The sequence below is a fragment of the Kitasatospora sp. NPDC058444 genome, from assembly GCF_042721415.1.
In the GTDB taxonomy this organism is placed as follows: Bacteria; Actinomycetota; Actinomycetes; order Streptomycetales; family Streptomycetaceae; genus Kitasatospora.
In genome coordinates, this window is the sequence record NZ_JBHXLL010000052.1 from 20,679 (window position 1) to 46,408 (window position 25,730).

Here is a 25,730-nt window from a genome sequence, read left to right on the forward strand (position 1 = left end):
TTCCGGGAGCCCAGGGCGGGGTGGTTTCGGTGGTACGGCAGGAGCGGGCGCTCCGGACACGTCGGCTGATCCTGGAGGCGGCGGCCTCGGTCTTCGACGAGTTCGGGTACGAGGGCGCGACCATCGGTGAGGTGGTCTCCCGGGCCGGTGTGACGCGCGGTGCGGTGTATTTCCATTTCGCCTCGAAGCGGGATCTGGCGCAGGGCGTGGTGGAGGAGCAGTTCGTCCAGGACGGAGTTCCCGAACGGAGCTGCAAGCTCCAGGAGTTCGTGGACACCGGAATGGTGGTGGCGTACCTGATGCCGCGTGACCCGCTGCTCAGCGCGGGAGCCCGGCTGTCGCTCGGGCAGGACCTCTTCGACGACCTCGGCGGCGGTGCCACCCCCGGCTGGATCAGCCGGTTCGAGGCGCTGCTGGTCGCGGCCGGCGAGCGCGGCGAGCTGCTCCCGCACGTCGTGCCGGCCGACACCGCGTGGCTGCTGGTCGGGGCGTGGACGGGGGTGCAGATCCAGTCCCAGAAGCTGTGCGGCCGGGCCGACTTGGAGCTGCGGGTGTCCGGTCTCTACCAGCACCTGATGCCGAGCATCGCGGTGCCGGGCGTGCTCGGCTCTCTGCAGATGGGGCCGAACCGCGGTGCCGAGGTGGTCGCCGAGGCCGAGGCGGCCCGTGCGGCCGCGGACGGCGACGTAGCCGATGTCGCGCGCGCCGAAGCGCAGACGGGGGTCGGCGTGGGCTGACGGCTCCTCACCAGCCCTCCCGTCAGCGGGAGTCCGGCCGGGAGCGGCGAAACCGGCGGCGACGGGACCACGGGGTTCCGGCGCCGCCTTTGGTTTGTCCGGACCCGGTCGCGCAGCGCGGCGGAGGTCCTCTCGGGGTGGGGATCGTGATGGCTCGACAAAACAAACAGCACGTTCGGTTTTGTATTGACAAACCGCGCGTCCTGTTTTTGACTGGGTGACAGCTGACCCAGGGTGTCGACCCGGGTGCCGGCCGTGGCGAAGGCGGCCGCGGCGTTCCGTGTGATTGGGGTGGTCATCGTGGAGATCCGGGTGCTCGGGACGCTGGACGTCCGAGTGGGCGGAGTGTCGGTGGTGCCGTCGGCGCCCAAGCCGCGGCAGGTGCTGGGCCTGTTGGCGCTTCGGGCGGACCAGGTGGTCCCGGCCGAAGCGCTGGCCGACGAGCTGTGGTCCGGCCGTCCGCCGCGCAGCGCGCGCACCACCGTGCAGACGTACGTGCTCCAGCTGCGCGAACTCATCGACCGGGCGCTCACCGCGGCCGGTTCGGCCAGGGAGGCGTCCTGCGCGAAGGACGTCCTGGTGACCTCGTCGGGCGGCTACCTGCTCGACAGCGGCGGAGGACCGACGGACCTGCGGGAGTTCGAGCGGCTGTCCGGAACGGGCTACCGGGCGATGGACGGCGAGGATTACCCGGCGGCGGCCCGGCTGCTCGGCGAGGCGCTGGCGCTGTGGCGCGGACCGGCCTTCGCCGACGTCCCGGTCGGCGGCCAACTCACGGTCGAAGCCAGGCGCTTGGAGGAGACCAGGCTCTGCGCGCTGGACCAGCGGATCGAGGCCGATCTACGCCTCGGTCGGCACCGGGTGCTGCTGGCCGAACTCACCGTGCTCGTGGACCGCTACCGCACCCACGAGAGCCTGCACGGCCAGTACATGGTCGCCCTGCACCGCTCCGGCCGCCGGGGCGAGGCGCTGGAGGCGTTCCAGTGCCTGCGCAACACGCTGGTACGGGAGTTGGGCATGGAGCCCTCGGCCGGACTGCGGCGCCTCCAGCGCTCCATCCTGCTCGCCGGGCCGGAGCACGTGACGGAGCGTGCGACGGAACGTCCGGTGGAGCGCGTGCCCGCCGGTGCGGGCGCGGCCGCCGGGTCGCTGGGGGTGGCCCGGTTCAGCCGGGTCGGGTGAAACCGACCGGCCGTCCGGGGCGGCCGGCCGCGGTCCGGTGGGAACCTGCTTGTCGTGGTGAGGAGTTGGGGACGGGTGGTCCAGGAGAGGTCGGAACGGACGCGCGGGCGGCTGGTGGCGGCGGGAGCGGCACTGTTCGACCGCCGCGGCTACGCCGGCGCCACCTTGGGCGAGATCGCCGCGGCCGCCGGGGTGACGAAAGGGGCGCTGTACTTCCACTTCGCCTCCAAGGAGGAGCTGGCCAGGGAGGTGTTCTGGCAGGCGGAGGGCTCGCTGCGGTCGGTGTGTGCGGAGCTGCGCGCCGCGTCCTCCCCGCTCCAGGGGTTGATCGACGCGGGGTACTGGCTGGTCGACGCCCTCGGGGCGGATCCGGTGATCCGGGCGGCCTTCCGCCTCGGCCGCGAGGACACCGGCTGGCAGACCACGTCGGCTACGGCGGGGCCCGCCGTAGCCGACGCCGGGCAGCCGGCCTTCGCCGACATGCGCGGCTTCCACGGCGTCTGGGCCGGGCTGGTGCGCGACCTGCTGGCCGGCGCCCGCCGCGCGGGCGAACTGCGCGACCGCTCGGGCGGCCTCGGCGCGGAGACCCTGCTGGTGACCGCCGCCTGCGGCCTGGAGGTCGTGTTCGCCGACGGCTGCCCCGCGGAGGAGCGGTCCCGTAGGGTCGGGGCCCTCTGGGACTGGCTGCTGCCCTGCCTGGTGCCCCCGGGCACGGCCGCCGGCTACCGCACCGGGCCGCCGGCCCCGCGGCCGGCCTGAGGCCGGGCCCGTCCGAATCCGGGTCCGTCCGAATCCGGGTCCGTACGCATCCGGATCTGCCGGCCGGACAGCGGGCCGCCCCCGGTACCCGAAGGCACCGGGGGCGGCCCGACCGCCGTCGCACGGCGGAATCGCGGGTGTTCGTCAGGCGACGTACCGGTCGGCGGTCGCGCGGCGGCGGGCCCGGTAGAGCACCAGACCGCCGAGGGTCACCAGCCCGCCCCCGGCCAGGCCCGCGCTGACGGCGCCGGTCGATACGCCGGTCGCCGGCAGCCCGCCCGAGCCGCCGCCCTGCGGCGGAACCGGGTGGTGGCCGTGGTCCGGGCGGCTCGGGCAGCCGTGGCCCCCGCCGCCCTTGTGGTCGTGCCCCTTCGGCGGGCAGGGCTCGACGGTGATGCAGAGCTCGGCCGGCGGGCTCTCCACGAGTTCCCCCTGCGGGTCGCGGGCGGAGGCCCGGGCGGTGTTGGTGACGCTGCCCGCCCGTCCGTCCTCCTCGGTCACCGTGTAGGTGCCCTCGCAGGTGGTGCTCTCCCCGGGGTCGAGGGTGCTCTCCTCGCAGGTCACCTGCCGCACCCGGTCGTCGTTGACGGCGACGTCGCTCAGCGTGGTGGTCCCGGTGTTGGTCACCGTGTACGTGTAGGTGACGGTGTCACCCGGATACACCGTCCCGGCGGCGTCGGACCGCTTGGTGATGGCCAGTGAGGTCACCGGGGTGACGACGTTGACGGTGGCGTCGGCGGGTGGGCTCTGGACGGGTCGGCCCTGGGGGTCGGTGCCGTCGGCGTGGGCGGTGTTGGTGACGTGTCCGGCCTGGGCGTCGGGGGCTGTCACGGTGTAGGTGCCGTGGCAGGTGGTGTTCTGGCCGGGGTCGAGGGTGGTCCGGTCGCAGCTGACGGACGTGACGTGGTCGTCGGTGACGGTGACGTTGTCGACGACGGTGTTGCCGGTGTTGGTGACGGTGTAGGTGTAGGTGACGGTGTCACCCGGATGCACCGTCCCGGCGGCGTCGGACCGCTTGGTGATGGCCAGTGAGGTCACCGGGGCGACGACGTTGACGGTGGCGTCGGCGGGTGGGCTCTGGACGGGTCGGCCCTGGGGGTCGGTGCCGTCGGCGTGGGCGGTGTTGGTGACGTGTCCGGCCTGGGCGTCGGCGGCTGTCACGGTGTAGGTGCCGTGGCAGGTGGTGTTCTGGCCGGGGTCGAGGGTGGTCCGGTCGCAGCTGACGGACGTGACGTGGTCGTCGGTGACGGTGACGTTGTCGACCACCGTCGTCCCGGAGTTGGTCACCGTGTAGCTGTAGTGCACCGTGTCCCCGACGTGGTACGGGCCGGCGCTGTCGGCCCGCTTCGTCAGGTCGAGCTTCGCGACGCCCACCACCGGCAGCGTCACCTGGTCGATCGGGCTCACCACCTCCTGCCCCTGCGGGCCGGTGGCGGCCGCCTGGGCCGTGTTGGTGACGTGGCCGAGCCGCAGGTCGGCGTCGGTCACGGTGTAGGTGCCGCGGCAGGTGGTGCTCTGGCCGGAGGTCAGGGTGGTCTGGTCGCAGGTCACCGGGGAGACGTGGTCGTCGAGGACGAGCGCGTCGGTCAGCGTGGTCGTCCCGGTGTTGGTGACCGTGTAGGTGTAGTGCACGACGTCCCCGACGTGGACCGGTCCGGCGGTGTCCGCCTGCTTGGTCAGACCGAGCGAGGACGGGCCGACCACGGTGACGGTGGCGTCGGCCTCCGGCGAGGTGACCGGCTGGCCGTTCGAGCTTCCGGTGGCGTGGGCGTGGTTGGTGACCTGCCCGGCCTGCGCGTCGGCCGCCGTCACGACGTAGCTGCCGTGGCACTGCGTGCGGTCCCCGGCGCTGCCGGCCGGGGCCAGCGTGGTGGAGTCACAGGTGATCCCCGTGACCTTGTCGTCCGTCACCGCGAGACCGGTGATCTGGGTCCCGCCGGTGTTGGTGACCACGTAGGTGTACGGGACGGTGTCCCCGACGTGGAACGGCTCGGCGGCGTCGACGTGCTTGACGACGTCGAGCCCCGGCGGCGCGATCACCGGCACGTTCTCCGAGGCCGGTGGCGAGGTGACCGGGCCCTCGTCGGTGGTCCCGGTGGCCTGGGCGGTGTTGGCGACCTGGCCCAGCGCGGCGTCCTCGGCGGTGACCCGGTAGGTCGCCGTACACGTCACCGTCTCGCCGGGGGCCAAGGTGCTCACCGGGCAGTCGACCGGCCCGACCTTCGGGTCCTCGACGCCCAGGTTGGTGATCGGCACGTTCCCGGAGTTGGTCACCACGAAGTCGTACGGGACCGGGGTGCCCACGGTGATCAGCCCGGGCAGCGGCTGGTGCGCCTGCTTGACCAGGTTCAGCTCGGGCAGCGGCTGGTCGGTGTGGATCACGACGTTGCGGATCAGGTGCACGTCGGTGAACAGGCCGGTCGACCCGGCGAAGCCGAACTTGTAGGTGGAGGGCACCGGTTGGGGCGCCGGGGTCTGCAACACCTGGTGCGAGCCGGTGCCGTCGTTGAAGTCGACGGAGACCGTGAGCACCGGGGAGGGCGCCGGGGTCAGGTGGACGTTGACCCGGCGGCGCGAGGGCTCCAGCAGGGTCTGCGCCTGGTCCGGGGTGACGCCGGGCGGCAGCGAGGTGAGGGGGCCCTGGAGCTTGCCGGGCAGGGTGGAGGGCCACGGGCTGCTGGTGGTGAAGTTGCTGGTCGTCGCGGTCAGGAAGCAGTAGCCGGTGGTGCCGTCGCCGGGGCCTCGGACGGTGACCATGTTGGAGCCGGGCGCGGGGATGCGGAAGGACGTGCCGGCGGGGGAGCGCTGGGCGCAGCCGCTACCGCGCTGCTCCCAGTCGCCGAAGTAGTTGCCGAGGACGTCGAGCCCGACGCCCAGGTAGCCGCGGTCGACGCCGGGCAGGAAGGCGAGGTTCGGGTTGTCGTCGGGCAGCTTCTGGGCGTAGCCGAGGCTGCCGCCGAAGGCCCCGGGGTGGGTGAGCGAGACGTCGCCGTTGACCAGGAAGAAGGAGATGCCGTCGGCCGGGGTGTTCGGCGTGGTGCTGCCGTACTGCCACTGGTCGAAGGTCACGTCCAGGCCGTTGCCGGCCGGCAGGGCCTGGTCGAAGAGCACCGCGCCGCTCTGGTCGTTGCCGGCGTCGGTGATCCGCAGGTAGCCGAGCGGTGCGCTGTTCAGCGGCGGCACCGGGCCGGTCTCGGCGGTGGGGCAGCCGCCCAGCGGGTGGTCGCCCGACCCGGGTGTCCCGGGGGCCGCGCCGGTGAGGCAGGCGGAGCCGACGGCGATGAAGCGGGGGTCGGCGGTGGCGCCGGTGAAGTCCTCCTCGACCAGGGGCGTGCCGACGGCCCGGACACGCTCCGGCAGCGGCGCGGCCGGGTGGCGGTCGGGGGTGGCGGCCTGGGCGAGGGGGGCGGTGAGGCCGGCACCGAGCAGACCCAGGGTGGCCGCGGCGCTGATGAAGCGGGCCGTTCGGGCGCGAAGCCGTGACGGTCCGCGGGCTTGTCTCGTCATACGGGTACTATGCGCGGCCGCTACGGTCCGTCATGGCTGAAGTACTGTCAGTGGAGTCATCGAATCGCCCGGACGGGGGAGGGGGAGAGGGGGTGTCAGGTGCTTCCCGGGTTGTCGCTGGGATGGCAGTGCTCTCCTGGATCATTCCCATGATTCCCACTCAACCGGTGCGGTAGGGTGGCCGACGCCGAGTATGACCGCGACTCAGGGAGGTGAGACCCATTACCGGAATGTCCGAGCGGGTGCTCCCGGAGCGCGGCCGTGCGGGCGCCCCGCGCGCGTAGCGCGGCCGGCGCGCCGACGCGGTGTCGGCCCCTGCGGGAGCCCTGACGGAATCGTCAGCCCTCCCGTCCTCCCCAAGGGGTTCTCTTGCCCGTCCACTCCTCCGCCTCCCTCCGTTCCTCCGTGGTCTCCCGACTGCGCGCCGCCGGCTGCGTGTTCGCCGAGGACGAGGCGCGGATCCTGCTCTCCGCCGCCGCCTCGCCCGCCGACCTGGCCGCCATGGTCAGCTCCCGCGCCGACGGGAGACCGCTCGAACACGTCGTCGGCTGGGCCGAGTTCGCCGGGCTGCGGATCGCCGTCGACCCGGGCGTCTTCGTCCCGCGCCGCCGCAGCGAGTTCCTGGTCGCCGCCGCCACCGCGCTGACCACCCCGGGCGCGGTGGTGCTCGACCTGTGCTGCGGCAGCGGCGCGCTGGGCGCCGCGGTGGCGTCCGCGGCCGCGCACCCGGTCGAGCTGTACGCCGCCGACATCGATCCGGACGCGGTCCGCTGCGCCCGCCGCAACCTGGCCGGCACCGCGGCACGCGTCTTCGAGGGCGACCTGTTCGCCGCCGTGCCCGCGGAGCTGGCCGGCCGGGTGGACGTGCTGATCGCCAACGTCCCGTACGTCCCGACCGGCGACATCGGCCTGCTGCCGCCCGAGGCGCGGCTGCACGAGGCGCTGCCCGCCCTGGACGGCGGGGCGGACGGGCTGGACGTGCTGCGGCGGGTGGTCGCCGAGGTGCCGCGGTGGCTGGCGCCCGGCGGGTCGCTGCTGTTCGAGACCAGTGAGCGGCAGGCGCCGGCGGCCCTCGCGGTGACCCGGGCGGCCGGGCTGGAGGCGGCGGAGAGCCGGGAGGAGGACCTGGACGCCACGGTGGTCACCGCGACGCTGCGCTGAACCGCTCTGCTGACGGGGGAGTTCGCTCAGGCCGAAGGGTCGTGGCCCGGCCGCCGCCGCTCCGGGACGGCGGCCGGGCCGGAGTCGGTCAGATGTGGGTGCCGTAGACGTGGTCGACCGGGATGGTGAGGAGCACCCGGCGGTCGGAGACCATCGCCTCGCGGTACTCCGCCCAGTCCGGGTGCTCCCCGGCGGCGCGGCGGTAGTAGTCCACCAGTGCCTCGACCTCCGGCCCCTCGGGGTCGGTGCCCGGCCCGGTCAGGGTGGCCACGCCCTCGGCGGTGGCCCAGGAGCGGCCGTCCGGCCCGGTCACCTCCAGACTGGCCCGGGGGTCCCGGCGCAGGTTGACGGTCTTGGCCAGCCCGTCCCGGGTGGAGATCAGGAGGGCGTTCGCGGCCCGGTCGTAGAACGGCAGGACGGGGGAGAGCTGCGGGCGGCCGTCCGCCTTGATGGTGGCGAGGATGCCGAGGCGGCTCTGTTCCAGGAGGGCGTACGGGTCGAAAGCGATGGCGGTCATGGGGGACATCATCGGCCTTGCGCGCCGGGGTGCGGGCGAGATCCGCCACGCGTGTTGGGCGAGTTCGCCGGGCAGGCGGGGTGGGCCGTCCGGCAGGAGGGTCGAGGTCCGTCGGGCCGGTGGGGCGGGGGAGGCTCCGCAGGTGGTGCCGCTCGGCGAGGAGCGGGGGTGGAAGGTTCGGGAATCCGCCGTGCCGTCCGGCGCCAGCCGCTAGGGTGTCGGTCGCGATAACGGTGACGGTGCGTCAGCGAGCGCGTACCGTCCGAGCCGAGGGGGCACCGCACGATGGCACGCGAACGCAAGCCGGTGGAGCTGCTGGAGTTCTCCGACGACCTCCACACCGACGACGTCACCCCGCTGCAGGCCTTCCTGGCCGCCCGGATGCGCGAGCTGGTCCAGGCCCAACCCGAGGGCACCAGTGCCCGGTTCGCGGCCGAGCGGCTGGCGGAGGTCACCGCCTGCGACTGCGTCTTCCTCTCGGACATCCTGGTGGCCTGGGAGGAGGTGGTCCTGGAGGGCCGCAACGATGAGCCCGGCTGGACGCAGCGGATGCGCCAGGACGCCATGATCTGGTGGGAGCGGCTGTGCGAGACGGCCGACCAGTTCCGCGACCACCCCGACCACCACTCCCGCTGGCGCCCGCTGCACTTCATGAACCTCGCGCACGCGGAGCTCATGGCGAGCCTGACCGACCGGGCGGGCGGCGTGTACGGGGACGGGGCGCACCCGTGATCCCGGACGGCTGGGGGCAGTGGCCGTAGGGGCCCGGCTGTCGGAGGCGGCTGTCGGAGGTGACTGTCGGAGGTGGCTGTCGGAGGTGGCTGGTACCGTCCGGCGCATGAGCAACCATGTGCCCTACACGGGTGGGGAGAAGGAAAGCCTTCACGCGGCGCTGGACCGGCACCGCGATGCGGTGCTGTGGAAGCTGGAGGGGCTGGACGACGAGCAGCTGCGCCGGCCGATGACGCCCAGCGGGACCAACCTGCTCGGGCTGGTGAAGCACCTCGGCGGCGCCGAACTCGGCTGGTTCCGGGAGACGTTCGGCCGGGAGACCGGCCCGCTGCCGTTCGACATCGACGCCGACGACTCCTCCGACATGCGGGTGGAGCCGCACGAGTCGACGGCGGACGTCCTGGCCTTCTACGCGCGGGCCCGGGCCGACTCCGACGAGACGATCCGGGAGCTTGCCCTGGACGACCTCGGCACCTCCTGGTCGGGGAACACCGTCTCGCTGCGCTGGGTGCTGATCCACATGACCACGGAGACGGCGCGGCACGCCGGGCACCTGGACATCGTGCGCGAGCTGATCGACGGGGGGACGGGGGACCACAACCGGCGCTGACCCAGGACGGTGCCGCCGCCGGTCCCGTTCCGAGTCCGGTCCCGTTCCGAGTCCGGCGCCGGGCCCGTCCGTGGGCCGAGGGCCTCAGGGCGTCAGCTTCCGGACCGCCCGGGCCAGCGCCTCCGCCGTGCGCCGGACGTCCGCCTCGGTGGTGCGCCAGTTGCTGAACGCCGCGCGCAGGGCGGGCCGCCCCGCGTAGCGGGTGGGGGTGAGGAAGGCCTCGTCGGCCAGCTCGGCGGCGAGCGCGGCCAGCCGCTCCGGGGTCGGGTCCGCCGTCAGCGAGAAGCAGACGACGTTCAGCCGCACCGGGGCGAGCAGCTCCAGACCATTGATCCCGGCCACCTCCGCGCCGAGCGTCCGGGCACCGGCGATGCAGCGCTCCACGATCTCCCGGTGCCCGGAGCGGCCGTACGCGCGCAGGGTGAACCAGGCGGCGAGGGCGCGCAGCCGGTGGGAGTTCTCCGGTGTGAGGTGGACCAGGTCCGGGTGCTCGCTGAGAGGGCCCAGATAGGCGGCGGCGTTCTGGAAGACCCGGGCCTGGAGGTCCGGGCGGCGGGTGAACTGCACGGCGCTGTCGTAGGGCACGTTGAGCCACTTGTGCAGGTCGACGCAGACCGAGTCGGCGAGGTCCAGCCCGGCCACCAGCTCCGCGTGCTCCGGGGACAGCGCGGCGAAGGCGCCGAACGCGGCGTCCACGTGCAGCCAGAACCCGTACCGCTCGCGCAGCGCGGCGATCGCGCGCAGGTCGTCGAAGTCGACGGTGTTGACCGTCCCGGCGTTGGCCACCACGACGCACGGCCCCTGGGCCTCGGCCAGCGCCCGCTCCAGCGCGGCCACGTCCACCGCCTCCCGGCCCGGCAGGACGGGCACCGTCCGCAGCGCCGTCCGGCCCAGGCCCAGGACCGACAGCGCCTTGGCGACGCTGGAGTGCGCACTGCCCGACAGCACCCGGACCGGCCCCAGCGCGCCGACCCCGTCCTCGGCGACGTCCACGCCGAGCCGCTCGCCCAGCCACTCGCGGGCGATCGCCAGCCCCACCGTGTTCGACATCGTCGCGCCGCTCACGAAGGTGCCGCGGTGCGCCGCCGAGAGCCCGAACAGCTTGCGCAGCCACCCGACCGTCTCCCGCTCCAGCTGCTGACCGGCCGGGTCCAGGGAGGAGTTGGAGTTCTGGTCCACGGCCGAGGTCAGCCAGTCGCCCGCGAGCGCAGCCGGCGTTGCCCCGCCGGTCACGAACCCGAAGTAGCGCGGCCCGGCACTCGCGGACAGCCGCGGCTCCCAGCGCTGCGCGAACTCGGCCAGCGCGGCCCGCGCACCGCCGCCCTCCTCGGCGAGCGGCGCGCCGGCGGGCTCGATGACGGCGGGCTCGATGACGGCGGGCTCGATGACGGCGGCCGCGCCGGCGGCGGACGGTAGGACGGGCCGTTCGTCGAGGGCCTCCAGGAAGGCGAGCGCGCGCTGCCGGGTCTCCTCCAGGAGTTCGGGTAACTGTCCGAGATCGGCGGCGAGTTCGGGGTGCATGGCGCTTCTCCATCGATCGACTGTGCGGTGCGCCCGAGGCTAGTGGCGGGGGCGGACGGAGTCCCGGTCCAATCGGGGACGGGTGGCCTGAAACGCGCGGGCAGGTGGGGGAATTCACGCCGTTCGGCTCAAAAGCACCCCGGTGGTGCAATTTCGGCCGGTCCCTTGACCTCTCTCGATCCGTCGGATGATGATCACCGTGCACCGCGAGCGAGTGAATGTTCCAAAGGTCGGGCGGATTTTCGATCCGCGACTTCGGGGGAGGTGCAGGGCCGTGCGTTCCATCACCGCTTCCGTGGCGGCACCCGTGGCACGGGGACGCCTTCCGCTGCTCGGCCACCTGCCGCAGCTCGCCCTCAAACGCGTGGAGTTCCTGCAGTCGATCCGGGCGCAGGGCGGGATCGTCAGGATATTCCTGGGCAATCGGCCGGTGTTCGTCCTGAACTCGCCGGAGGCCGTCCACGAGGTTCTGCTGACGCAGAGCCGGAAGTTCGGCAAAGGCCTGCTGTTCGACGTCGCACGGCCTTTCATCGGGAACGGCATCATCACCTCCGAGCACGACGTCCACCTCCGTCAACGGCGCGCGCTCCAGCCGGCCTTCCGCCGGGACGCCATCGCCGCCGGCGTCGCCACCATGACCGCCATCGCCGAGGAACAGGCATCGGCCTGGCGCCCCGGCGAGGTGATCGCCATGGACCTCGTGCTGCGCCGGACGATGACGGCCATGCTCGTGGCGACGCTGTTCAGCACCGAACGCCCGGACGGCGCCGCGGCCGTCGCCGAACTGGGCGAGCGCGTCGCCGAGCACCTCGACACGGTGATGCGCGGGGTCTTCGTGGGCACCCTGCTGCCCGCTCCCCTCGCGACCTCACCCGCGCTGGGGCACCGCCGGTACCTGGCCGCGGCCGCGGCGCTGCGCGAACTCGCGGACTCCGCCGTCCGGCAGGCCCGCCAGGACCCGACCGACCGCGGCGACCTGCTGTCCATCATGTTCGCCGGCACCCCGGGCAACCCGCGCGGGATGACCGACGTGGAAGCCCGCGACGAACTGCTCTCCCTGCTCATGGCCGGCGCCGAGACCACGGCCACCACCCTGGCCTGGGCGCTCCACGAGATCGGACGGCGCCCGGAGCTCACCGAACGGATCAAGGCCGAGTGCGACGCCCTGCCCGCCGGCGCCCTGCCCGGCGCGGCCAACCTCCCGTTCACCGAACGGTTCCTGCGCGAGGTGCTCCGGCTGCACCAGCCCAGCTGGCTGCTGATGCGGCGGGCCCTGGAACCGGTGCGGGTCTGCGGAGTCGACCTCCCGCAGGGCGCCGAGCTGATCTACAGCGCGCTGACGATGCACCGGGACCCGGCCTACTACCCGGACCCGCTGCGGTTCCACCCGGACCGGTGGCTCGACCGCACCGAGAAGGACCTCCCGCCGGGCGCCTACGTCCCCTTCGCCCTCGGCAACCGGAAGTGCATCGGGGACCACTTCGCGATGACCGAGATGCTGGTCGTGCTGCGCTCGATCGTCTCCCGGTGGCGGCCGCGACCGGTCGGGGGGCACCGGGTCCGGCCGGTGGTCCACGCGCTGATCCGGCCCGACGCGCTGCCCATGCGCGTCTCACCCTGGCCGGCCGACCGGCCCCCGGCCCCGGCCGACCGGCCCCCGGCCCCGGCCGACTGACCCCCGGCCCCGTTCGGCACGGCCCTGACCCGGGCCCCGTCCCACGCGGCCCTGAACCGGCCCCGTCCCCGGAGGTGCGCCCCACCATGACGACCACGGCAGAGATCCTCTCCCCGGGCCCCGACACCCCGGCCCTCGACCCGCTCCCCTTCCCGCGCCGGATCAGCCCGGACTTCCGGGCCGCCCACGACCGCCACCTCGACTGGCCGCGCTCCTTCGGCTTCCTCGCCACGGAAGCGGAGCGGGCCCACCACCTCAAGGGCCAGTTCCCGCTGATCGCGGCCATGTTCTACCCCAACGCCACCGGGAGCGAACTGGACCTCGGCGTCGACCAGCAGAGCTGGTACTTCCTCTTCGACGACGCGCTCGACGAACAGTGGGGCGGCACGCCGGAGCGGGTCCGCCACCTCGTCGGACTCGTCCGGGAGGGCGTCACCGGCCAGGCGTCCCCGCTGCCGCTGGCCGCCGCCTTCGCCGACATGCGACGCCGCAGCTGCCAGGGCATGCCCGAGGACTGGATCCGGCGATCGGCCGTCCACTGGTCCTCCTACCTCGACCACCACGTCCACGAGGCGCGCAGCCGGCAGTCCGGCGCGCCCATGCCGCTGAGCACCTACCTGCGCGTCCGGCGCCACACCATCGGGGTGGCACCGGTCGTCGACCTCGCCGAGCGGCTGTCCTCCTGCGTCCTGCCCGACCACCTGTACGCGCTGCCGCACCTGTCCGTCATGCGCGAGATGACCAAGACCTTCATCATCTGCGACAACGACATCGTCTCCCTGGAGAAGGACGCGGCCCAGGGGGAGCAGAACAACCTGGTGCTCTGCCTGGAACGCGAACACGGACTCACCCGGGCGCAAGCACTCGACCGGGCCCTGCGCCGCCGCGGCGAAGCCCTGGAGCTGTTCACCGGCGCCCACCGGGCCCTGCTCGACAGCACGGCGACGGGCCACCTCGACCCGGCCGAACGCGACCTGCTGCGGCGCTACTGCACCGAGGCGCTGCAGACCACCATCCGCGGCGCCTACGACTGGCACCACGCCTCCACCCGGTACCACGGGTAGGCCGACGCCTCCCGCCTCCCACCGCCTGACCGCGTGCCCGGACCGCATCCGGACCGGACCCGGACCGATCCAGCTGAGGAGCCCGCACCATGCCCGACCGCCGCTCGGCGTCCTTCGTCGCCTCCGAACGGGACCGGACCTGCCCGTTCGACCCGTCGCCGGACCTCCGCCGGATGCGCGAGGAGGACGGCCTGCCGCGGCTGCGCGTCACCCACCCGGTGCGCGGCGAGATCGAGGCCGTCGTCCTCACCCGCGACGCCGACGTCCGGGCCGCCTTCGCGGACGACCGCCTGGTGACGGGCAACGGCATCGACCCGATGCTGCCGCGCACCCTCTTCAACCACCCGGGCTTCCTGCCCGCCTACAGCGGCGCGGACCACGCCCGCCTGCGCCGGATGCTCACCGGCAGCTTCACCGTCCGCCAGGTCGAGGGGCTGCGGCCCGCGATCGAGACGATCGTCTCCGAGCACCTCGACGCCATGGCGGAGCGGGGGCCGGTCGTCGACCTGGTCGAGGCCTTCGCCCTGCCCATCCCCTCGCTGGCGATCTGCGAACTGCTCGACGTCCCGTACGGCACCCGGGCGATGTTCCAGCGCTGCTCGCAGGTGATCATGGACGGGACCGCCGACGCCGCACAACTGGTGGCCGCCTCGGCCGAGTTGAACGCCGCGATGGCGGACATCGTCGCCCGCAACCGGGCCACCCCCGGAGCCGGCGTGCTGGGCGCGGTCGTGCGCCGGCACGGTGCCGAGCTCACCGACGAGGAGCTCATCGGCTTCGGCACCACCCTCCTGGTCGGAGGACACGAGACCACCGCGACCCAGCTCGCCCTGAGCGTGCTCGCACTGCTCCGCCACCCGGACCAGCTCGCCGCCCTCCGCGACGACCCCGAGGTCACCGGCACGGCGGTGGAGGAACTGCTGCGCCACCTCGCCATCCCCGCGCCGCTGCTGCGCACCGCCGTGGCCGACGTCGAGGTCAACGGCCACCGGATCGCCGACGGCGAGCACGTCCTGCTCTCCCCGCTGACCGCGAACCGCGACCCCGAGCTCGTGCCCGAGCGCCCGGACGACCTCGACCTGCACCGCCGCCCGGTCGCCCAGCTGTCCTTCGGCTTCGGCGCCCACCAGTGCCTCGGTCAGCAACTGGCCCGGCTGGAACTGAAGGTGGCCCTGCCGGCCCTGCTGCGCCGCTTCCCGACCCTGCGGCTCGCCGTGCCCGAGGCCGAACTGCGCTTCCGCGAGGGCTCGACGGTCTACGGCGTCGAGGCGCTCCCGGTCACCTGGTGACCGGGCTGCCGGGGCGGCGACCGCGCCCGGTGGAGGACGTCCGGCGGGCGGCCGCGCGGGGCGGTTCCGCGCGGGGGAGTTCGGCTTGTCGGACGGCGGGAGAGGCGAGGGCGAGGGCGGCGCCCAGACAGGAGAGGGCGCCGCAGCCGACGAAGACCGGGGCACTGCCCCAGGCCCCGATGGCGGCGCCGACCAGCGGGTAACTGAGCGGGGCGAGGCCGACCATGGTGAGCATCGTGACGGAGGTGACCCGGCCCAGGTAGGCGGGGTCGGCGGAAGTCTGGATCAGGGCGCTGTCCAGGCTCCCGAAGACGCCTGCGCTCAGGCCGACCAGGGAGGCGAGGACGGCGGCGGTCCACAGCTGCGGCACGAGCGCCATGGCCGCCGCGCCGACGCTGCCCACCAGCAGGGTACAGGCCATGGTCAGCCCGGCCCGGGGAAGCCGCCCGGCGACGGCGAGCAGCGCGGCGCTCGCGGCGGCCCCGGCGCCGAAGCAGCCGACGATCCAGCCGTAGCCGGACGGGCCCCAGCCGCGCTCGGCGTTGAGCAGCACCATGCCGACGTTGAGGGTGCCGGTGAGGCCGAGTTCGCAGACCGCACCGGCCACCACCAGCGGGCCGATCAGGCGGTGGCGGCGCAGGTAGCGCAGCCCGTCGAGGAGGTCGGCGCGCGCGGTGCCCGAGGTCCTGTTGTTCGGGGCGCCGTTCGAGGGCGCGCCGTTCGAGGGCGCGCCGTTCGAGGGAAGGTCACCTGCGGGTGCTTCGAGCGGGCTGATCCGCACCGAGAGCAGGAGCGGCAGGGAGAACGCGAACAGCAGGCCGGCGGTGGCGAAGGCGGCGGCCGGGCCGCCCAGCCCCATGGCCAGGCCGCCGAGCGGCGGTCCGGCGATCTGGCCCAGGCGCATCGACAGCGAGCGCAGGCCGGTGACCCGCGCCAGCTGGTCGGGGCTGGTGATCCGGGGCGGGAGAGCGCCGACGGCGGGAACGAACAGGGCGTCCACGGCACCGAAGACGAGCGCCACCGCGACCAGCAGCCAGAGTGCGGGCGCGGTCAGGGCGATGGCGGCGGCCACCGCGAGGATGAGCAGACAGCGCACGGCGTCGCTGCCGAGGATCACCCTGCGCGGGTCGAGCCGGTCGGCCAGGACACCGCCGCCGAGCATGAGCAGGGCGCGCGGCGCGGCGCCGGCGGCCATCACCAGGCCGACCTCGGTGGGGCCGGCGGAGCGCTGGGCGGACCAGGCGAGGGCGGCGAAGTAGACGCTGTCGCCGATCAGCGAGGCGGTGTACGCGGTGAGCCAGCGCAGCACGTTGGCGTCGCGGTGGGCGGGCGGCACGGAGGCTCGGTGGGGGAGGGGCGGTTCCGCGAGGGCCATGGGGGACTCCGGCGGTCGGGGACACGGCGGCGCCGGTGTCAGGGGCGGAAGGGGAACCCGTACAGGTGGACGGACACGTGCTCGCGGCCCGCGGAGTCGCCGGCCGCCCCGGCAGCCTTGCCGCGCTCCCGCCAGCGCCGGCCGAGGGCCTGCAACTCCTGCTCCAGCTCGGCGAGTTCGGCCGCCGTGAGGTCGAGCAGCCACTCCGAGGTGAAGGCCGCGTCGGTCCACTCCTTGCCCCAGGCGGAGCTCTGGTCGAGGTAGGCGCGGTACTGGGCGGCCCGGGAGTCGACCAGGCCCTTGGTCACCGCGCCGACGACGGCCGCGCCCTCGGGCGTGCTGGCGAGGTCGGACTCCCGGAAGCCCCAGCCCTCCTCGGAGGCGACCTGCCACCACCGCTCCCGGCCGTCGGTGCTCCGGGTGCTCGCCTCGGTGACGAAGCCCTGCTCGGCGAGCTTGCGCAGGTGGTAGCTGACCAGGGACGGCGCCTGGTCGACCTGCTCGGCGAGCTGCGAGGCGGTCGCGCTCCCGGCGGCGTAGAGCAGGCGGTAGAGCTGCATCCGCAGCGGGTTGGTGAACGCCTTCAAGCGGGACAGGTCGGTGATCCGGTCGGGCCGGGGCTTCTCGGGCATGCCTCGACGATAGATCTGAAGGAAAAGTTGCGCAATAAAAATTTCAGATCTCGATATGGCCCGTCCGGCCGGTTCGTCGGGTTCGCTCGTGGAGGGCTCGTCGTCGATGGTGGCGGTGGGTGGCGTCAGCGCAGGGTGACCTCGCGGGGGCCATTGAAGGGGGCCAGGGACAGGACCGTCTTCGGGGTGCGCAGGGCGTCGTGCTCGGCGAAGAGGCGGCGGACGGCGGGGAGGTCGACCGGGCCGACGGTCAGGTGGGCGACCTCGTCGTACGGGGCGTGGGGCGTGTTGGTGGAGCCGGTGCCCCAGGTGTCCCAGAGGAGCGTCTCGACCTTGTTCAGCGCCGCGAGGTCGAGCCGGGTGGAGTGGGCGACGAACCACGCGCCGTTGAGCGGGCCCTCCTCGGGCGGGTGGACGCCGAAGGAGCCGGCGGCGGCCCGGTCCGCGCGGATCGTGCGCCAGGCACGGCCGGCGACCAGGAAGCGGTCGCGCGGGACGTCCATCGGGTCGAAGTCCACCCGCCAGGCGGCGGCGACCCTCGGGTCGGCCAGCTGCGGATCGGCGAGCAGCCAGCCCCTCCGGTCGTCCCAGTACTCGGTGGCCACGTGGTCGCCGTGGAAGCCGTCCGGGCCGAGGTAGTCGGCGAAGCCGCAGCGCAACCGGGCCGGGATGCCGACGTGGCGGAGGAAGGAGCAGTGAAGCAGCGCCAGGTCCCGGCAGACGCCGACGAAGCGGTCGGCGGGTGCCCGGGGGTGGCTGAGCGGGGCCGGGTCGCGCTCGGTGATCAGGTGCAGGATGTCGTCGAGGTAGCGGGTCTCGGCGTCGTGGTGGAGCCGGCTGGTCGGGATGTGGTGGTGGAACAGCCGGCCTTCGAGGCGATGGATGATCAGGTTCCGGGCGATCCGGGACAGTTGGCGGGGGTCCTTGGGGAGCTCGGTGTAACGGGGGAGGTGGGTTCCGGGGTCGGAGAAGGCGCTCTGCCCGAGATAGAAGGCGGGGAAGTCGGCGGAGGGCACGGGGGAACTCCCATGGGGCTTCGGCCGCATGATCGATGGCTGGGCCGCTGGTCCTCACCGTGGCAAATTTCGGGGGTGATTGTCCAGAAGAGACCGATGGGCAGGGCTGGTTCGGCTGATCCTGGTGGTTCGGGGGTGGGGGGTGGTTCGGTGGGTGGGGGCTGTCCCGTGGGTGAGCGTGGTCCGGCCGATCGGGATGGATCGGTTGGGTGGTTGGGCGGTGGCGCGGTGCGGTTCAGCGGGTCGGGGTGGGGGCGCCGCCGCCGTCGAGGTGCTCGACCCGGACGCCGGGCAGGGTGCGGGACCAGGCCTCGGTGAGCGGGGCGAGCCGGGCGGCGGAGAGCGGTGCGGGGCCGAGGCCGATCGGGAGGTGGGCGCGGCCGTCGGCCGTCCGGTACGGGTGGGGCCAGGCGTGCAGCCGGGTGGCCCCCGCCTCCTCCAGGGCGGCCAGCAGGGCGCGGATGCGGCCCCGGACGAGGCCCAGTGACTCCTCGTCGGTGCTGACCACGGCCCAGGCGGCGTGCCGGCGGTGCAGCGGGGGAGCGGCGAGCAGGGTGCGCCACGGGGGTTCGGTGCCTGCCTGGCCTGCCTCGTTCGCCTCGGCGGCCTCGGTGGTCAGCTCCCAGGCGCGGTAGAGCTCCTCGGTGACCAGGTCGCGGGTGTCGGCGCCGACCTGGGTGGTGCAGCTGCGGACCGGGGCGGAGGGAGTGAGGACGGTGAGCGGGCCCGGGCCCGGGCCGGCGGGTGTCGGGTCGCCGGTGAGGGCGACGGGCCGGCGCCAGTCCCAGCTCGCCCAGGTCTCGGTGAAGCGCCGGAAGAGGTCCTCCTCGGGGCTTTCGGCCGCCTCCAGGACCGTCCGGGCGACCAGCACCGACCAGGCGAGTGAGGGGAGTTGGCCGAACGGCGCGGAGTCCAGGCCGCGCGCCCGGGCCCAGGCCTTGACCTGGCGCGCCAGCCGGACGAAGCGGGCGTGCCGGTCGCCGAGCGCCGTCAGGATCGCCTCGGCGTCCGTGACCGCGCTCAGCGCGACGGCTTCGGCCTCGCCCAACTCCGTGCGGCGGCCGACGGCCTGGGCCGGATCGAGAGCGCCGGTGAAGACCACCACGAGGTCCACCGCCAGGCCGTCGGCGGTCAGCCGCAGCCCCGGCACCCGGGCGCCGCGCACCTCGCGCAGCCCCCGGGCCCCCGGCAGCGCGGCCGCCAGTCGGGCGCGGACGGCGGGCAGGTCGGCGGGGCCGGGCAGCGCCGCCACCAGGTCCAGGTCGGCCCCGTCGAGCTGGCAGCCGAGCCGCCGGGAGCCGACGGTGTGCACCACGCCCTCGGGCAGGGCTTCCGCGACGCGCTCGGCCAACGCCCGTGCGGTGGAGGTGCGTTGAGCCGACTCGCGGGACGGGGAGGCGAGTGGCTGCTCGGGCGCCGGCCGCACCTCACCCGTCCCCAGCGAGACGATCGCGCGTGGCCGCATCGGCTCGGCGCCCCGACGGGAGAGCACCACCAGCTCGCCGACCCGGGCCGAGACCCCGGTGAGCCGGGCCGCGCAGTCGGCGGCCACGCGCTGCGGGTCGTCGCTGCGCCCGAGGCTCAGGTGCGGAGTGAAGCCCCGAGCCCGGCCGTGGCAGCGGGGGAAGCGCCGTTCCAGCGCTTGCCGCAGCGTCGCCCAGGGCGTGGGGGAGTCGGCGGCCGGGTCCAGCCAGACGGTGGCGTCCTCGCGGTGGCCGAAGGTGCGCACGCCCTCCAGTCGCGCGGTGAACGGCACCACCTCGGCGGCGGCCGCGGCCAGCAGCGGCAGTGCGCGGTCGAAGTCGGCCTCCGGAACGAAGCCGAACAGCAGGTTGACGTGCGGGGGCCAGCGGCGCAGCTGCGGGTCGTACGCCTCGCGCAGTCGCTGGATCGGCGGCCACAGCTCCTCGGGTGGCAGCCAGGCGACGGCGGTGCGGGCGGTGGGCGCGGCGTCGAGGACGTCCGGTGAGCCGGTGCCGAGGTCCTCGCCGTCGAGCAGGAGGTCCACGGCCACGCCGTAGTGGTCGGAGGGGAGGAGCCCGTCCTCGTCGGGGCGGTCGCCGAGCAGGACGGCCGCGGTGGCGCGGGTGCCGTCGCCGCGGTGCAGGACGCGGTCCAGGCGGCCCGGGCGGCCGGTCAGCGAGGAGACCGCGGCGAGCGGGTTGGCCGTCGGGTCGAAGGTGGGGGTGTCGTCGGACGGTCCGTGCACCTGCGTCCAGGCGTCCCGCAGGCCGAGCGCTGCGGCCGGGCCGGACGGGCCGGAGCGGCCGTCGTTGAAGTCCCCGAGCAGCAGCAGCTCGCCCTCGACACCGGCCAATCCCTCGGCGAGTCGGGCGAGTTCGGCCTGGCGGCGGGCGGCGCCGTCCGGCGAGTGGTCGCTGCTGAGGTGGACGGCGGCGACGGTCAGCGGCGTGCCGCCGTTCGTCCGTACCGAGAGGGCGGTGACGGCCTTGTGCGGGCCCAGCGCGTGCCGTCCGGCCGCCAGCACCGGCAGCCGGCTGAGCAGCAGCAGGCCGTGGTCGTCGACGTCCGGCCCGAGCGGGTCGGCGCCCAGGGTGTACCCGGCGCGGACCCAGGGGGCCGCCAGCAGCAGGGCGACCAGGGCGGGCTCGACCTCCTGGAGGGCGATGACGTCGGTGTCGGCGGCCTCCAGCGCGGCGAGCAGCAGGGGCCTGCGGCGGGCGGTGGCGATCCGGTCGGCGTCGTAGCGGTCCCACAGGGTGTTCCAGGTGACCACGCGCAGGCCGGTGGCCACGTTCAGGCCGGTGGCGACGCGTGGGCCAGTGGCCACGTGCAAGTCGAGGGCAGCCGTGGCGTCCGGGCCGGTGCCGGCGGGCCGCCAGCCGCCGCCCGGGTGCCAGGCGTGCGGGGTGGTCGCGGTGAAGAAGGGCGAGGGCAGCCGGGCAGGGTCGGTGCGACGCCCGGCCTCGGTGGTGTCGAGCAGGTCCACGCCCGAGGCGCGGTCCCAGACCCGTACGCCGTCCGCCTCGACCCAGTGCACCCGGTGCCAGGGGATCTCGCCGGAGGCGGCGAAGGCCTCCAGCGGGACGCGCTTGGTGCGGTCGTCGCGCTGGCGCACACCCAGGGTGAAGCGGGCCGGGTCGAAGCGGGCGTCCCAGCGGATGCGCTGGCAGATCTGTTCGATGGGGCGCATCACTCCTCCTCGTCCCTCTCGTCGAGCGTGCCCGCCGTGTCCTCCACGGTGCCACCGGGGCCGACGTACCAGGTGCGGTGCGCCTGGCCCGGGTAGGGCGGGCCGAAGCGGTGCAGTTGCGCGGTGAGCACCTCGGCGGGCACCGGGTGCGGCCGGACGGCGTTGCGCCGTACCAGCTCGTCCTCGCCTACCACCAGCACCACCTGGGTGACCAGGGCGCCGCGGCGCTGCGCGACGGCGTGGACGTGGGAGCGCTGGAGGCGGTTGAGCGAGGTCGCGTCCCAGACCACGGTGGCCGCCTTCGCGGCCGTCCCGGCAGCCGCCTCCGTGACCGCGGCCGCCTCGCCGTAGCCCGGGGTGCCCAGGGTGCCCGGGGCGGCCAGGGCGGCGTCCAGCCGGGCCAGCCCCTCACGCAGCACCTCGGCGTTGTCGCGCTGGTCGGCGCGCGAGCCCCGGGCGGCGCGCAGGTCGTCCAGGCTGATCCGGGCGGTCACCCCGGCGAGCCCGGCGGCGAAGCTGCTCTTGCCGCTGCCGGAAGGGCCGCACAGGTGGACCAGTCGGGGGAAGCGGCCGTGGCGCCAGCGCCAGGTGGCCGCCACGGCCTCCTCGGCGGTGGCGATCCGGCCGAGGGCGTACGCCTCGCGGGCCTGGGCCCAGCAGCGGTCGGCGGCGTCGCGGTCCAGACCGGCCAGCGCCTCGCGCAGCCCGGTCCGCAGCCGGGCGAGCGGCGCCCCGTCGAGCAGCCCGGCGTCCTCGGCGTACAGCGCCGACCAGGCGACCTGCTCGCGCTCCACCCGCCCGGGGGCGGCGGTCGCGGCGACGGCGTGCAGCACCCCGAGGTCGGCGGCGGCCGAGAGCCGGACCAGCCCGGCGCGGCGCTCCTCGTCCGGGTACGGCTGCTGGAGCGCCGGATGCAGCCCGACCAGGTCGGCGACCCGCCGGGCCAGCGGCAGCCCGAGCGGGCCGGCCAGCCGGGGCGCCAGCGACTGCCGGCGGGCGGTGCGCAGCGCGGTGGCGAGCACGCCGGCCAGCCGGGCGTCCCCGCCCCGGCCGAGTTCGTCCAGCCGGGCCGAAACCTCGGCCAACTCCTCGGTCGGGCAGGTGAGTTCGGGGAGGTCCAGAGCGGCCGCGAGGGCGGCGGGTTCGGGCAGCGCGCCGGAGCGTACGGCCCAGAGCGCGGCGCTCGGGCCGAGCCCGTTCTCCACCACGGCGGCGTGCATCCAGTGGGTGTCGGTGCGCACGTGCCGCGGGCGCACCCACTTGGCGACCCGCTCGCCGAACTCGTCCCGGGGGAAGCCCCGGACCGTCCGCACCACGTACCCCTCCTGCCGGTCGAGGTCCAACCGCAGGGCACGCAGGGCCCGTTCGTCGTACCGGCCGCGCCACAGCACCCGGGGGGTGGGGATGCCGAGGCGGCGCAGGAAGCGGACGGTGTCGTCCCAGTCCAGGCAGTGGTCCCGGCCGTCGTTCCGGGCGTTGTCCGGTCCGTCGTTCCCGCCGTGGCTCCGGCCGTCGTGCTTGCCGCCCGTCCAGACCGAGAAGCCGTAGAACCAGCTCTCCAGGTCGGTGTACGGGATCGAGTGCCGGGCGAACAGGTTCTCGCCGCAGATCCGCCAGCCCGCCGGGATGCGCGGGGCGATCCGGCCCTGGAGTCCCTTCACCCAGGCGCGGGAGGGGTGGTGGGCGGAATCCAGCGAGCGGGCGTGCAGGCCGTCGCGGTAGAGCGTGGTGTTCTCGCCGTCGAGCTTCTCGGTGACGACGACCTCGACGCCGGCCAGCCCGGACAGGTCCCCCGTCCGTACGTCGTCCGCCGCCGCGCCCGGTGACCAGGGCAGATGCGGCGTCCTGGGGTAGTGCACACGCATGTCCGGCTCCCTGGGCGTTCTTGATCCGGCCGACACTGTAGGAGCGGCCGCGAGGCCCGGGCCACCGATTTAAGGCGGGTCTGAAGGTGGGGCTGAAAGGTGGGCCTCGGGTTGCCGAAAGACCTGAACGCCACGCGGGCAGGAACGTCCCTGCACCGCCTCGCCGCGCCCTTGGGATCCAATGGCGCGACCCGACACGTCGTCAACAGGGGAGGCCCACCGGTGGAGACGAGGACGAAGGACGCGGACCCGGTCCGGGTGCTGGACGTGACGAGCGCCGACTACCGCCGGGCGTTCGAACTCTTCCTCGCCGGAACGGACGAGAAGCCGATCACCCACGCCCGGCTCGGCGAGATCGTGACCGCCCTGCCGCACCGCCGGGTCCTGCTCGACCTCGGCGCGGGCGACGGCCGCACCACCGCCTACCTCAGCCGCTCCTTCGACCGCACCATCGCGGTCGAACCCAGCGCCGCGATGCGCGAGAAGCTCACCGCCACCTGCCCCGAGGCCCTCGTCCTCCCGGACCCGCTCGACAAGGCCGACCCGCCCGAGCGGGCCGACCTCGTCCACCTCTCCCACGTCCTCTACTACGTGCCCGAGACGGACTGGTTCGGCACCGTCACCCGCGCCCTGGACTGGACGGCCCCCGGCGGCACCCTCCTGGTCGTGCTCCAGAACCCGGAGAGCCCCTGCATGCGGATGGCCGCGCACTTCACCGGCGTCCGCTACGACCTCGCCCCGCTCGCCGACCGCCTGCGCGAGCACCAGCCCGAACACCGCTACGCCCTCGAAACCCTCGACCTCCACTACCGCACGCCCCACCTCGCCGAGGCGGTGGACGTCGCCGAGTTCATGGTCAACGTCGCCGACCTGGCCACCCTCGACCCCCGCCCCTCCCGCACGGCCCTGACCGCCTACGTCCAGGACCACTTCGCCCTCCCCGCCGGCGGCTTCGCCATCGGCCACACCCAGGACATGCTCATCATCCGCCGGGCCGCCCAGGCCTGATATTTCGGTTGCGGTCGTGCCGGTCGGGAGGAAGGCTCCTTACGCCTCGAACACCTCCGAACACCCCCGAACATCCCGTGCACTTCCGAAACCGGACATCCCGATGAGCAGTGTCATGGTCAGCACCGGTCGCGGTCAGGTCCGCGGTCGCCTCCACGACGGAACGGCGTCCTTCCTGGGCATCCCGTACGCGGCACCGCCGTTCGGTGCGAACCGGATGCGTCCGCCGCGGGCCTGCGAGCCGTGGAGCGGGGTGCGCGACGCGCTCGTCCACGGGCCGAGCGCACCGCAGCCGGGCTACGCCCCGGCCATGGCGGGCCTTCTCGTGGAGGCCGGCCCCCACGGCGAGGCCTGCCTCAACCTCAACGTCTGGACGCCTTCGCCGCACCGGTCAGGCGAAGGGCTGCCCGTCATGGTGTGGATCCACGGTGGCGCCTTCCGCAACGGGTCCGGCTCGCTGCCCACCTACGACGGCTCCGGGCTCGCCCGTCGGCCGCCCCACCAGCGGTCACCTGCCACCCTGGCCCGCCTACCTGCCCGGTCGGTCCGTCATGTTCCTGGACGCCACCGCACCCGCCGTCCATCACGACCCCGCCCGGCCCGAACGACTTCTGTGGCACGGCCTTCGCTGACCGCGAAGCGGCGGAGCCCAGCACAGGGCCGCCGCCCGGCATGCCCACGCGACGCCGACCCGGAGCACCCGACCAGGGCACCGTTCGCGTCGCGTCTCCGAAGCCAGGGGCGGCCCGATCCGCGGTCGACCGCCCCCGGAAGACCGCTGAGCGCGGTTCAGACAGCCCGGCTCGGCCACCGGTCGGTCGACCGGACGGCGCGCCGTCAGGCAAGCGGCCCAGCTCAGCGAGCGTCCACCGCGCGGGGCTGGTGAGCTGTGCGGGGAGTCCGTGGCCCGACCGGTCTCCCGCAGCATCTGGAGGAGGAGCCCCGTGCCGGACCCGACGACGTCGTACGCCGACCTGCGCGCCCTGGTGATCAACTGCACGCTGAAGCGTTCGCCGGAGCGCAGCCACACCCAGGGCCTGATCGACGTCAGCACCGGCATCCTGGAACGCCAGGGCGTCGCGGTTGAGGTACTGCGCGCGGTCGACCTCGACATCGCCACGGGCGTCTGGCCCGACATGACCGAGCACGGCTGGGAGACCGACGAGTGGCCCGTCGTCTACTCCCAGGTCATGGCCGCCGACATCCTCACCCTCGCCGGACCCGTGTGGCTGGGCGACAACTCCTCGGTGATGAAGAAGGTCGTCGAGCGGCTCTACGCCTGCTCGTCGATCCTCAACTCCGAGGGCCAGTACGCCTACTACGGTCGGGTCGGCGGCTGCCTGATCACCGGGAACGAGGACGGCGCCAAGCACTGCGCGATGAACGTGCTCTACAGCCTCCAGCACCTGGGCTACACCGTCCCGCCCCAGGCGGACGCCGGCTGGGTTGGCGAGGCGGGCCCCGGCCCGTCCTACCTCGACCCCGGGTCGGGCGGGCCGGAGAACGACTTCACCAACCGCAACGCCACCTTCATGACGTGGAACCAGCTCCATCTGGCCAGGATGCTGAAGGACGCCGGCGGCGTCCCCGCGCACGGCAACCAGCGCTCCGAGTGGGACGCCGGCTGCCGCTTCGACTTCGAGAACCCCGAGCACCGCTGAGCCGCCGGTCATTTGTTGGGTGGGGCTGGAAGCCTGGCCACCACCCGCAAGCTGATCGAGAGCCTTTGCCACTATGCACGGAACCGGATGGAGAGGCCGTCAAGGGCGAACCCGTGGGCGGCGTAAGCGGCACCTTCGGCTTCGGGTGCCGGCTGCGAGCAGGTGACCCGCAGGGGGCGTAGACGAGTGCCTTCGCCGCGATGAGATCTCCGTGGGCCGGGGCGGTGTCCGACCGCGGTCCGGTGGGAAGATCGGATGAGTACTC

20 protein-coding genes are annotated in these 25,730 nt (G+C 74.1%); 12 read left to right on the plus strand and 8 right to left on the minus strand.

Annotated elements, in window-relative coordinates:
- Positions 1-20: 20 nt before the first annotated feature.
- The 3 genes from ACFWP2_RS34620 (at position 21) to ACFWP2_RS34630 (ending at position 2,678) form a co-directional block, all read left to right on the plus strand.
- Positions 21-737, plus strand: a complete 717-nt coding sequence (locus ACFWP2_RS34620) for a ScbR family autoregulator-binding transcription factor (RefSeq protein ID WP_380459015.1) — start codon at positions 21-23, stop codon at positions 735-737.
- Between the two features lie 300 nt (positions 738-1,037).
- Positions 1,038-1,919 carry a BTAD domain-containing putative transcriptional regulator gene (locus ACFWP2_RS34625; RefSeq protein WP_380459017.1) on the plus strand — a complete coding sequence of 294 codons (882 nt, stop codon included), beginning with the start codon at positions 1,038-1,040 and terminating at the stop codon, positions 1,917-1,919.
- A gap of 75 nt (positions 1,920-1,994) precedes the next feature.
- Positions 1,995-2,678: a ScbR family autoregulator-binding transcription factor gene (locus tag ACFWP2_RS34630; protein ID WP_380459020.1), complete on the plus strand. Its 684-nt coding sequence runs from the start codon at positions 1,995-1,997 to the stop codon at positions 2,676-2,678.
- 144 nt (positions 2,679-2,822) lie between these two features.
- On the opposite strand, the gene ACFWP2_RS34635 is transcribed toward ACFWP2_RS34630, so the two are convergent.
- Positions 2,823-6,185, minus strand: a complete 3,363-nt coding sequence (locus ACFWP2_RS34635) for an LPXTG cell wall anchor domain-containing protein (protein ID WP_380459022.1) — start codon at positions 6,183-6,185, stop codon at positions 2,823-2,825.
- A gap of 369 nt (positions 6,186-6,554) precedes the next feature.
- On the opposite strand from ACFWP2_RS34635, the gene ACFWP2_RS34640 reads away from it, so the two are divergent.
- A complete protein-coding gene (locus ACFWP2_RS34640; protein WP_380459024.1) occupies positions 6,555-7,346 on the plus strand; it encodes a putative protein N(5)-glutamine methyltransferase in 792 nt (263 codons plus the stop codon).
- Between the two features lie 88 nt (positions 7,347-7,434).
- Here the strand turns inward: ACFWP2_RS34640 and ACFWP2_RS34645 are convergent, their stop codons facing one another.
- On the minus strand, positions 7,435-7,863 hold the full coding sequence (locus ACFWP2_RS34645; RefSeq protein WP_380459027.1) for a PPOX class F420-dependent oxidoreductase: 429 nt from the start codon (positions 7,861-7,863) through the stop codon (positions 7,435-7,437).
- A 285-nt stretch (positions 7,864-8,148) separates the two neighbouring features.
- Between ACFWP2_RS34645 and ACFWP2_RS34650 the strand changes: the two genes are divergently transcribed.
- Together ACFWP2_RS34650 and ACFWP2_RS34655 are read left to right on the plus strand one after the other, a co-directional pair.
- Entirely contained in the window at positions 8,149-8,595 is a 447-nt protein-coding gene (locus ACFWP2_RS34650; protein ID WP_380459030.1) for a hypothetical protein, read from the plus strand.
- A 106-nt stretch (positions 8,596-8,701) separates the two neighbouring features.
- On the plus strand, positions 8,702-9,205 hold the full coding sequence (locus ACFWP2_RS34655) for a DinB family protein (protein ID WP_380459032.1): 504 nt from the start codon (positions 8,702-8,704) through the stop codon (positions 9,203-9,205).
- A gap of 84 nt (positions 9,206-9,289) precedes the next feature.
- Here the strand turns inward: ACFWP2_RS34655 and ACFWP2_RS34660 are convergent, their stop codons facing one another.
- A complete protein-coding gene (locus tag ACFWP2_RS34660) occupies positions 9,290-10,726 on the minus strand; it encodes a pyridoxal phosphate-dependent decarboxylase family protein (RefSeq protein ID WP_380459035.1) in 1,437 nt (478 codons plus the stop codon).
- 274 nt (positions 10,727-11,000) lie between these two features.
- On the opposite strand from ACFWP2_RS34660, the gene ACFWP2_RS34665 reads away from it, so the two are divergent.
- The 3 genes from ACFWP2_RS34665 (at position 11,001) to ACFWP2_RS34675 (ending at position 14,754) form a co-directional block, all read left to right on the plus strand.
- Complete coding sequence (locus tag ACFWP2_RS34665; protein ID WP_380459038.1) at positions 11,001-12,401, plus strand: cytochrome P450; 1,401 nt, start codon at positions 11,001-11,003, stop codon at positions 12,399-12,401.
- An 86-nt stretch (positions 12,402-12,487) separates the two neighbouring features.
- The gene (locus ACFWP2_RS34670; protein WP_380459041.1) at positions 12,488-13,465 is read left to right on the plus strand and encodes a pentalenene synthase; all 978 of its coding nucleotides are present in this window, start codon (positions 12,488-12,490) and stop codon (positions 13,463-13,465) included.
- A gap of 89 nt (positions 13,466-13,554) precedes the next feature.
- Positions 13,555-14,754 (plus strand): cytochrome P450, encoded by a 1,200-nt coding sequence (locus ACFWP2_RS34675; protein ID WP_380459044.1) that lies wholly within the window; start codon positions 13,555-13,557, stop codon positions 14,752-14,754.
- Here ACFWP2_RS34675 and ACFWP2_RS34680 read toward each other — a convergent pair.
- From ACFWP2_RS34680 to ACFWP2_RS34700, 5 genes are all read right to left on the minus strand, one after another.
- Positions 14,744-16,129: an MFS transporter gene (locus ACFWP2_RS34680; RefSeq protein WP_380459046.1), complete on the minus strand. Its 1,386-nt coding sequence runs from the start codon at positions 16,127-16,129 to the stop codon at positions 14,744-14,746. The genes ACFWP2_RS34675 and ACFWP2_RS34680 overlap by 11 nt on opposite strands.
- A 38-nt stretch (positions 16,130-16,167) precedes the next feature.
- The gene (locus ACFWP2_RS34685) at positions 16,168-16,761 is read right to left on the minus strand and encodes an ArsR/SmtB family transcription factor (RefSeq protein ID WP_380459049.1); all 594 of its coding nucleotides are present in this window, start codon (positions 16,759-16,761) and stop codon (positions 16,168-16,170) included.
- Between the two features lie 125 nt (positions 16,762-16,886).
- On the minus strand, positions 16,887-17,807 hold the full coding sequence (locus tag ACFWP2_RS34690) for a transglutaminase-like domain-containing protein (protein ID WP_380459051.1): 921 nt from the start codon (positions 17,805-17,807) through the stop codon (positions 16,887-16,889).
- Between the two features lie 205 nt (positions 17,808-18,012).
- Positions 18,013-20,931, minus strand: coding sequence for a poly(A) polymerase (locus ACFWP2_RS34695; protein ID WP_380459053.1), 2,919 nt, complete (start codon positions 20,929-20,931; stop codon positions 18,013-18,015).
- Positions 20,931-22,796, minus strand: coding sequence for an RNA ligase family protein (locus ACFWP2_RS34700; RefSeq protein WP_380459056.1), 1,866 nt, complete (start codon positions 22,794-22,796; stop codon positions 20,931-20,933). Before ACFWP2_RS34700 ends, ACFWP2_RS34695 begins: the two co-directional genes overlap by 1 nt.
- Positions 22,797-23,018: 222 nt before the next feature.
- Between ACFWP2_RS34700 and ACFWP2_RS34705 the strand changes: the two genes are divergently transcribed.
- The 3 genes from ACFWP2_RS34705 (at position 23,019) to ACFWP2_RS34715 (ending at position 25,465) form a co-directional block, all read left to right on the plus strand.
- A complete protein-coding gene (locus tag ACFWP2_RS34705; protein ID WP_380459058.1) occupies positions 23,019-23,804 on the plus strand; it encodes a class I SAM-dependent methyltransferase in 786 nt (261 codons plus the stop codon).
- Between the two features lie 115 nt (positions 23,805-23,919).
- The gene (locus tag ACFWP2_RS34710; RefSeq protein ID WP_380459108.1) at positions 23,920-24,690 is read left to right on the plus strand and encodes a carboxylesterase family protein; all 771 of its coding nucleotides are present in this window, start codon (positions 23,920-23,922) and stop codon (positions 24,688-24,690) included.
- A 58-nt stretch (positions 24,691-24,748) separates the two neighbouring features.
- Positions 24,749-25,465, plus strand: a complete 717-nt coding sequence (locus ACFWP2_RS34715) for a flavodoxin family protein (protein WP_380459060.1) — start codon at positions 24,749-24,751, stop codon at positions 25,463-25,465.
- Positions 25,466-25,730 lie beyond the last annotated feature (265 nt).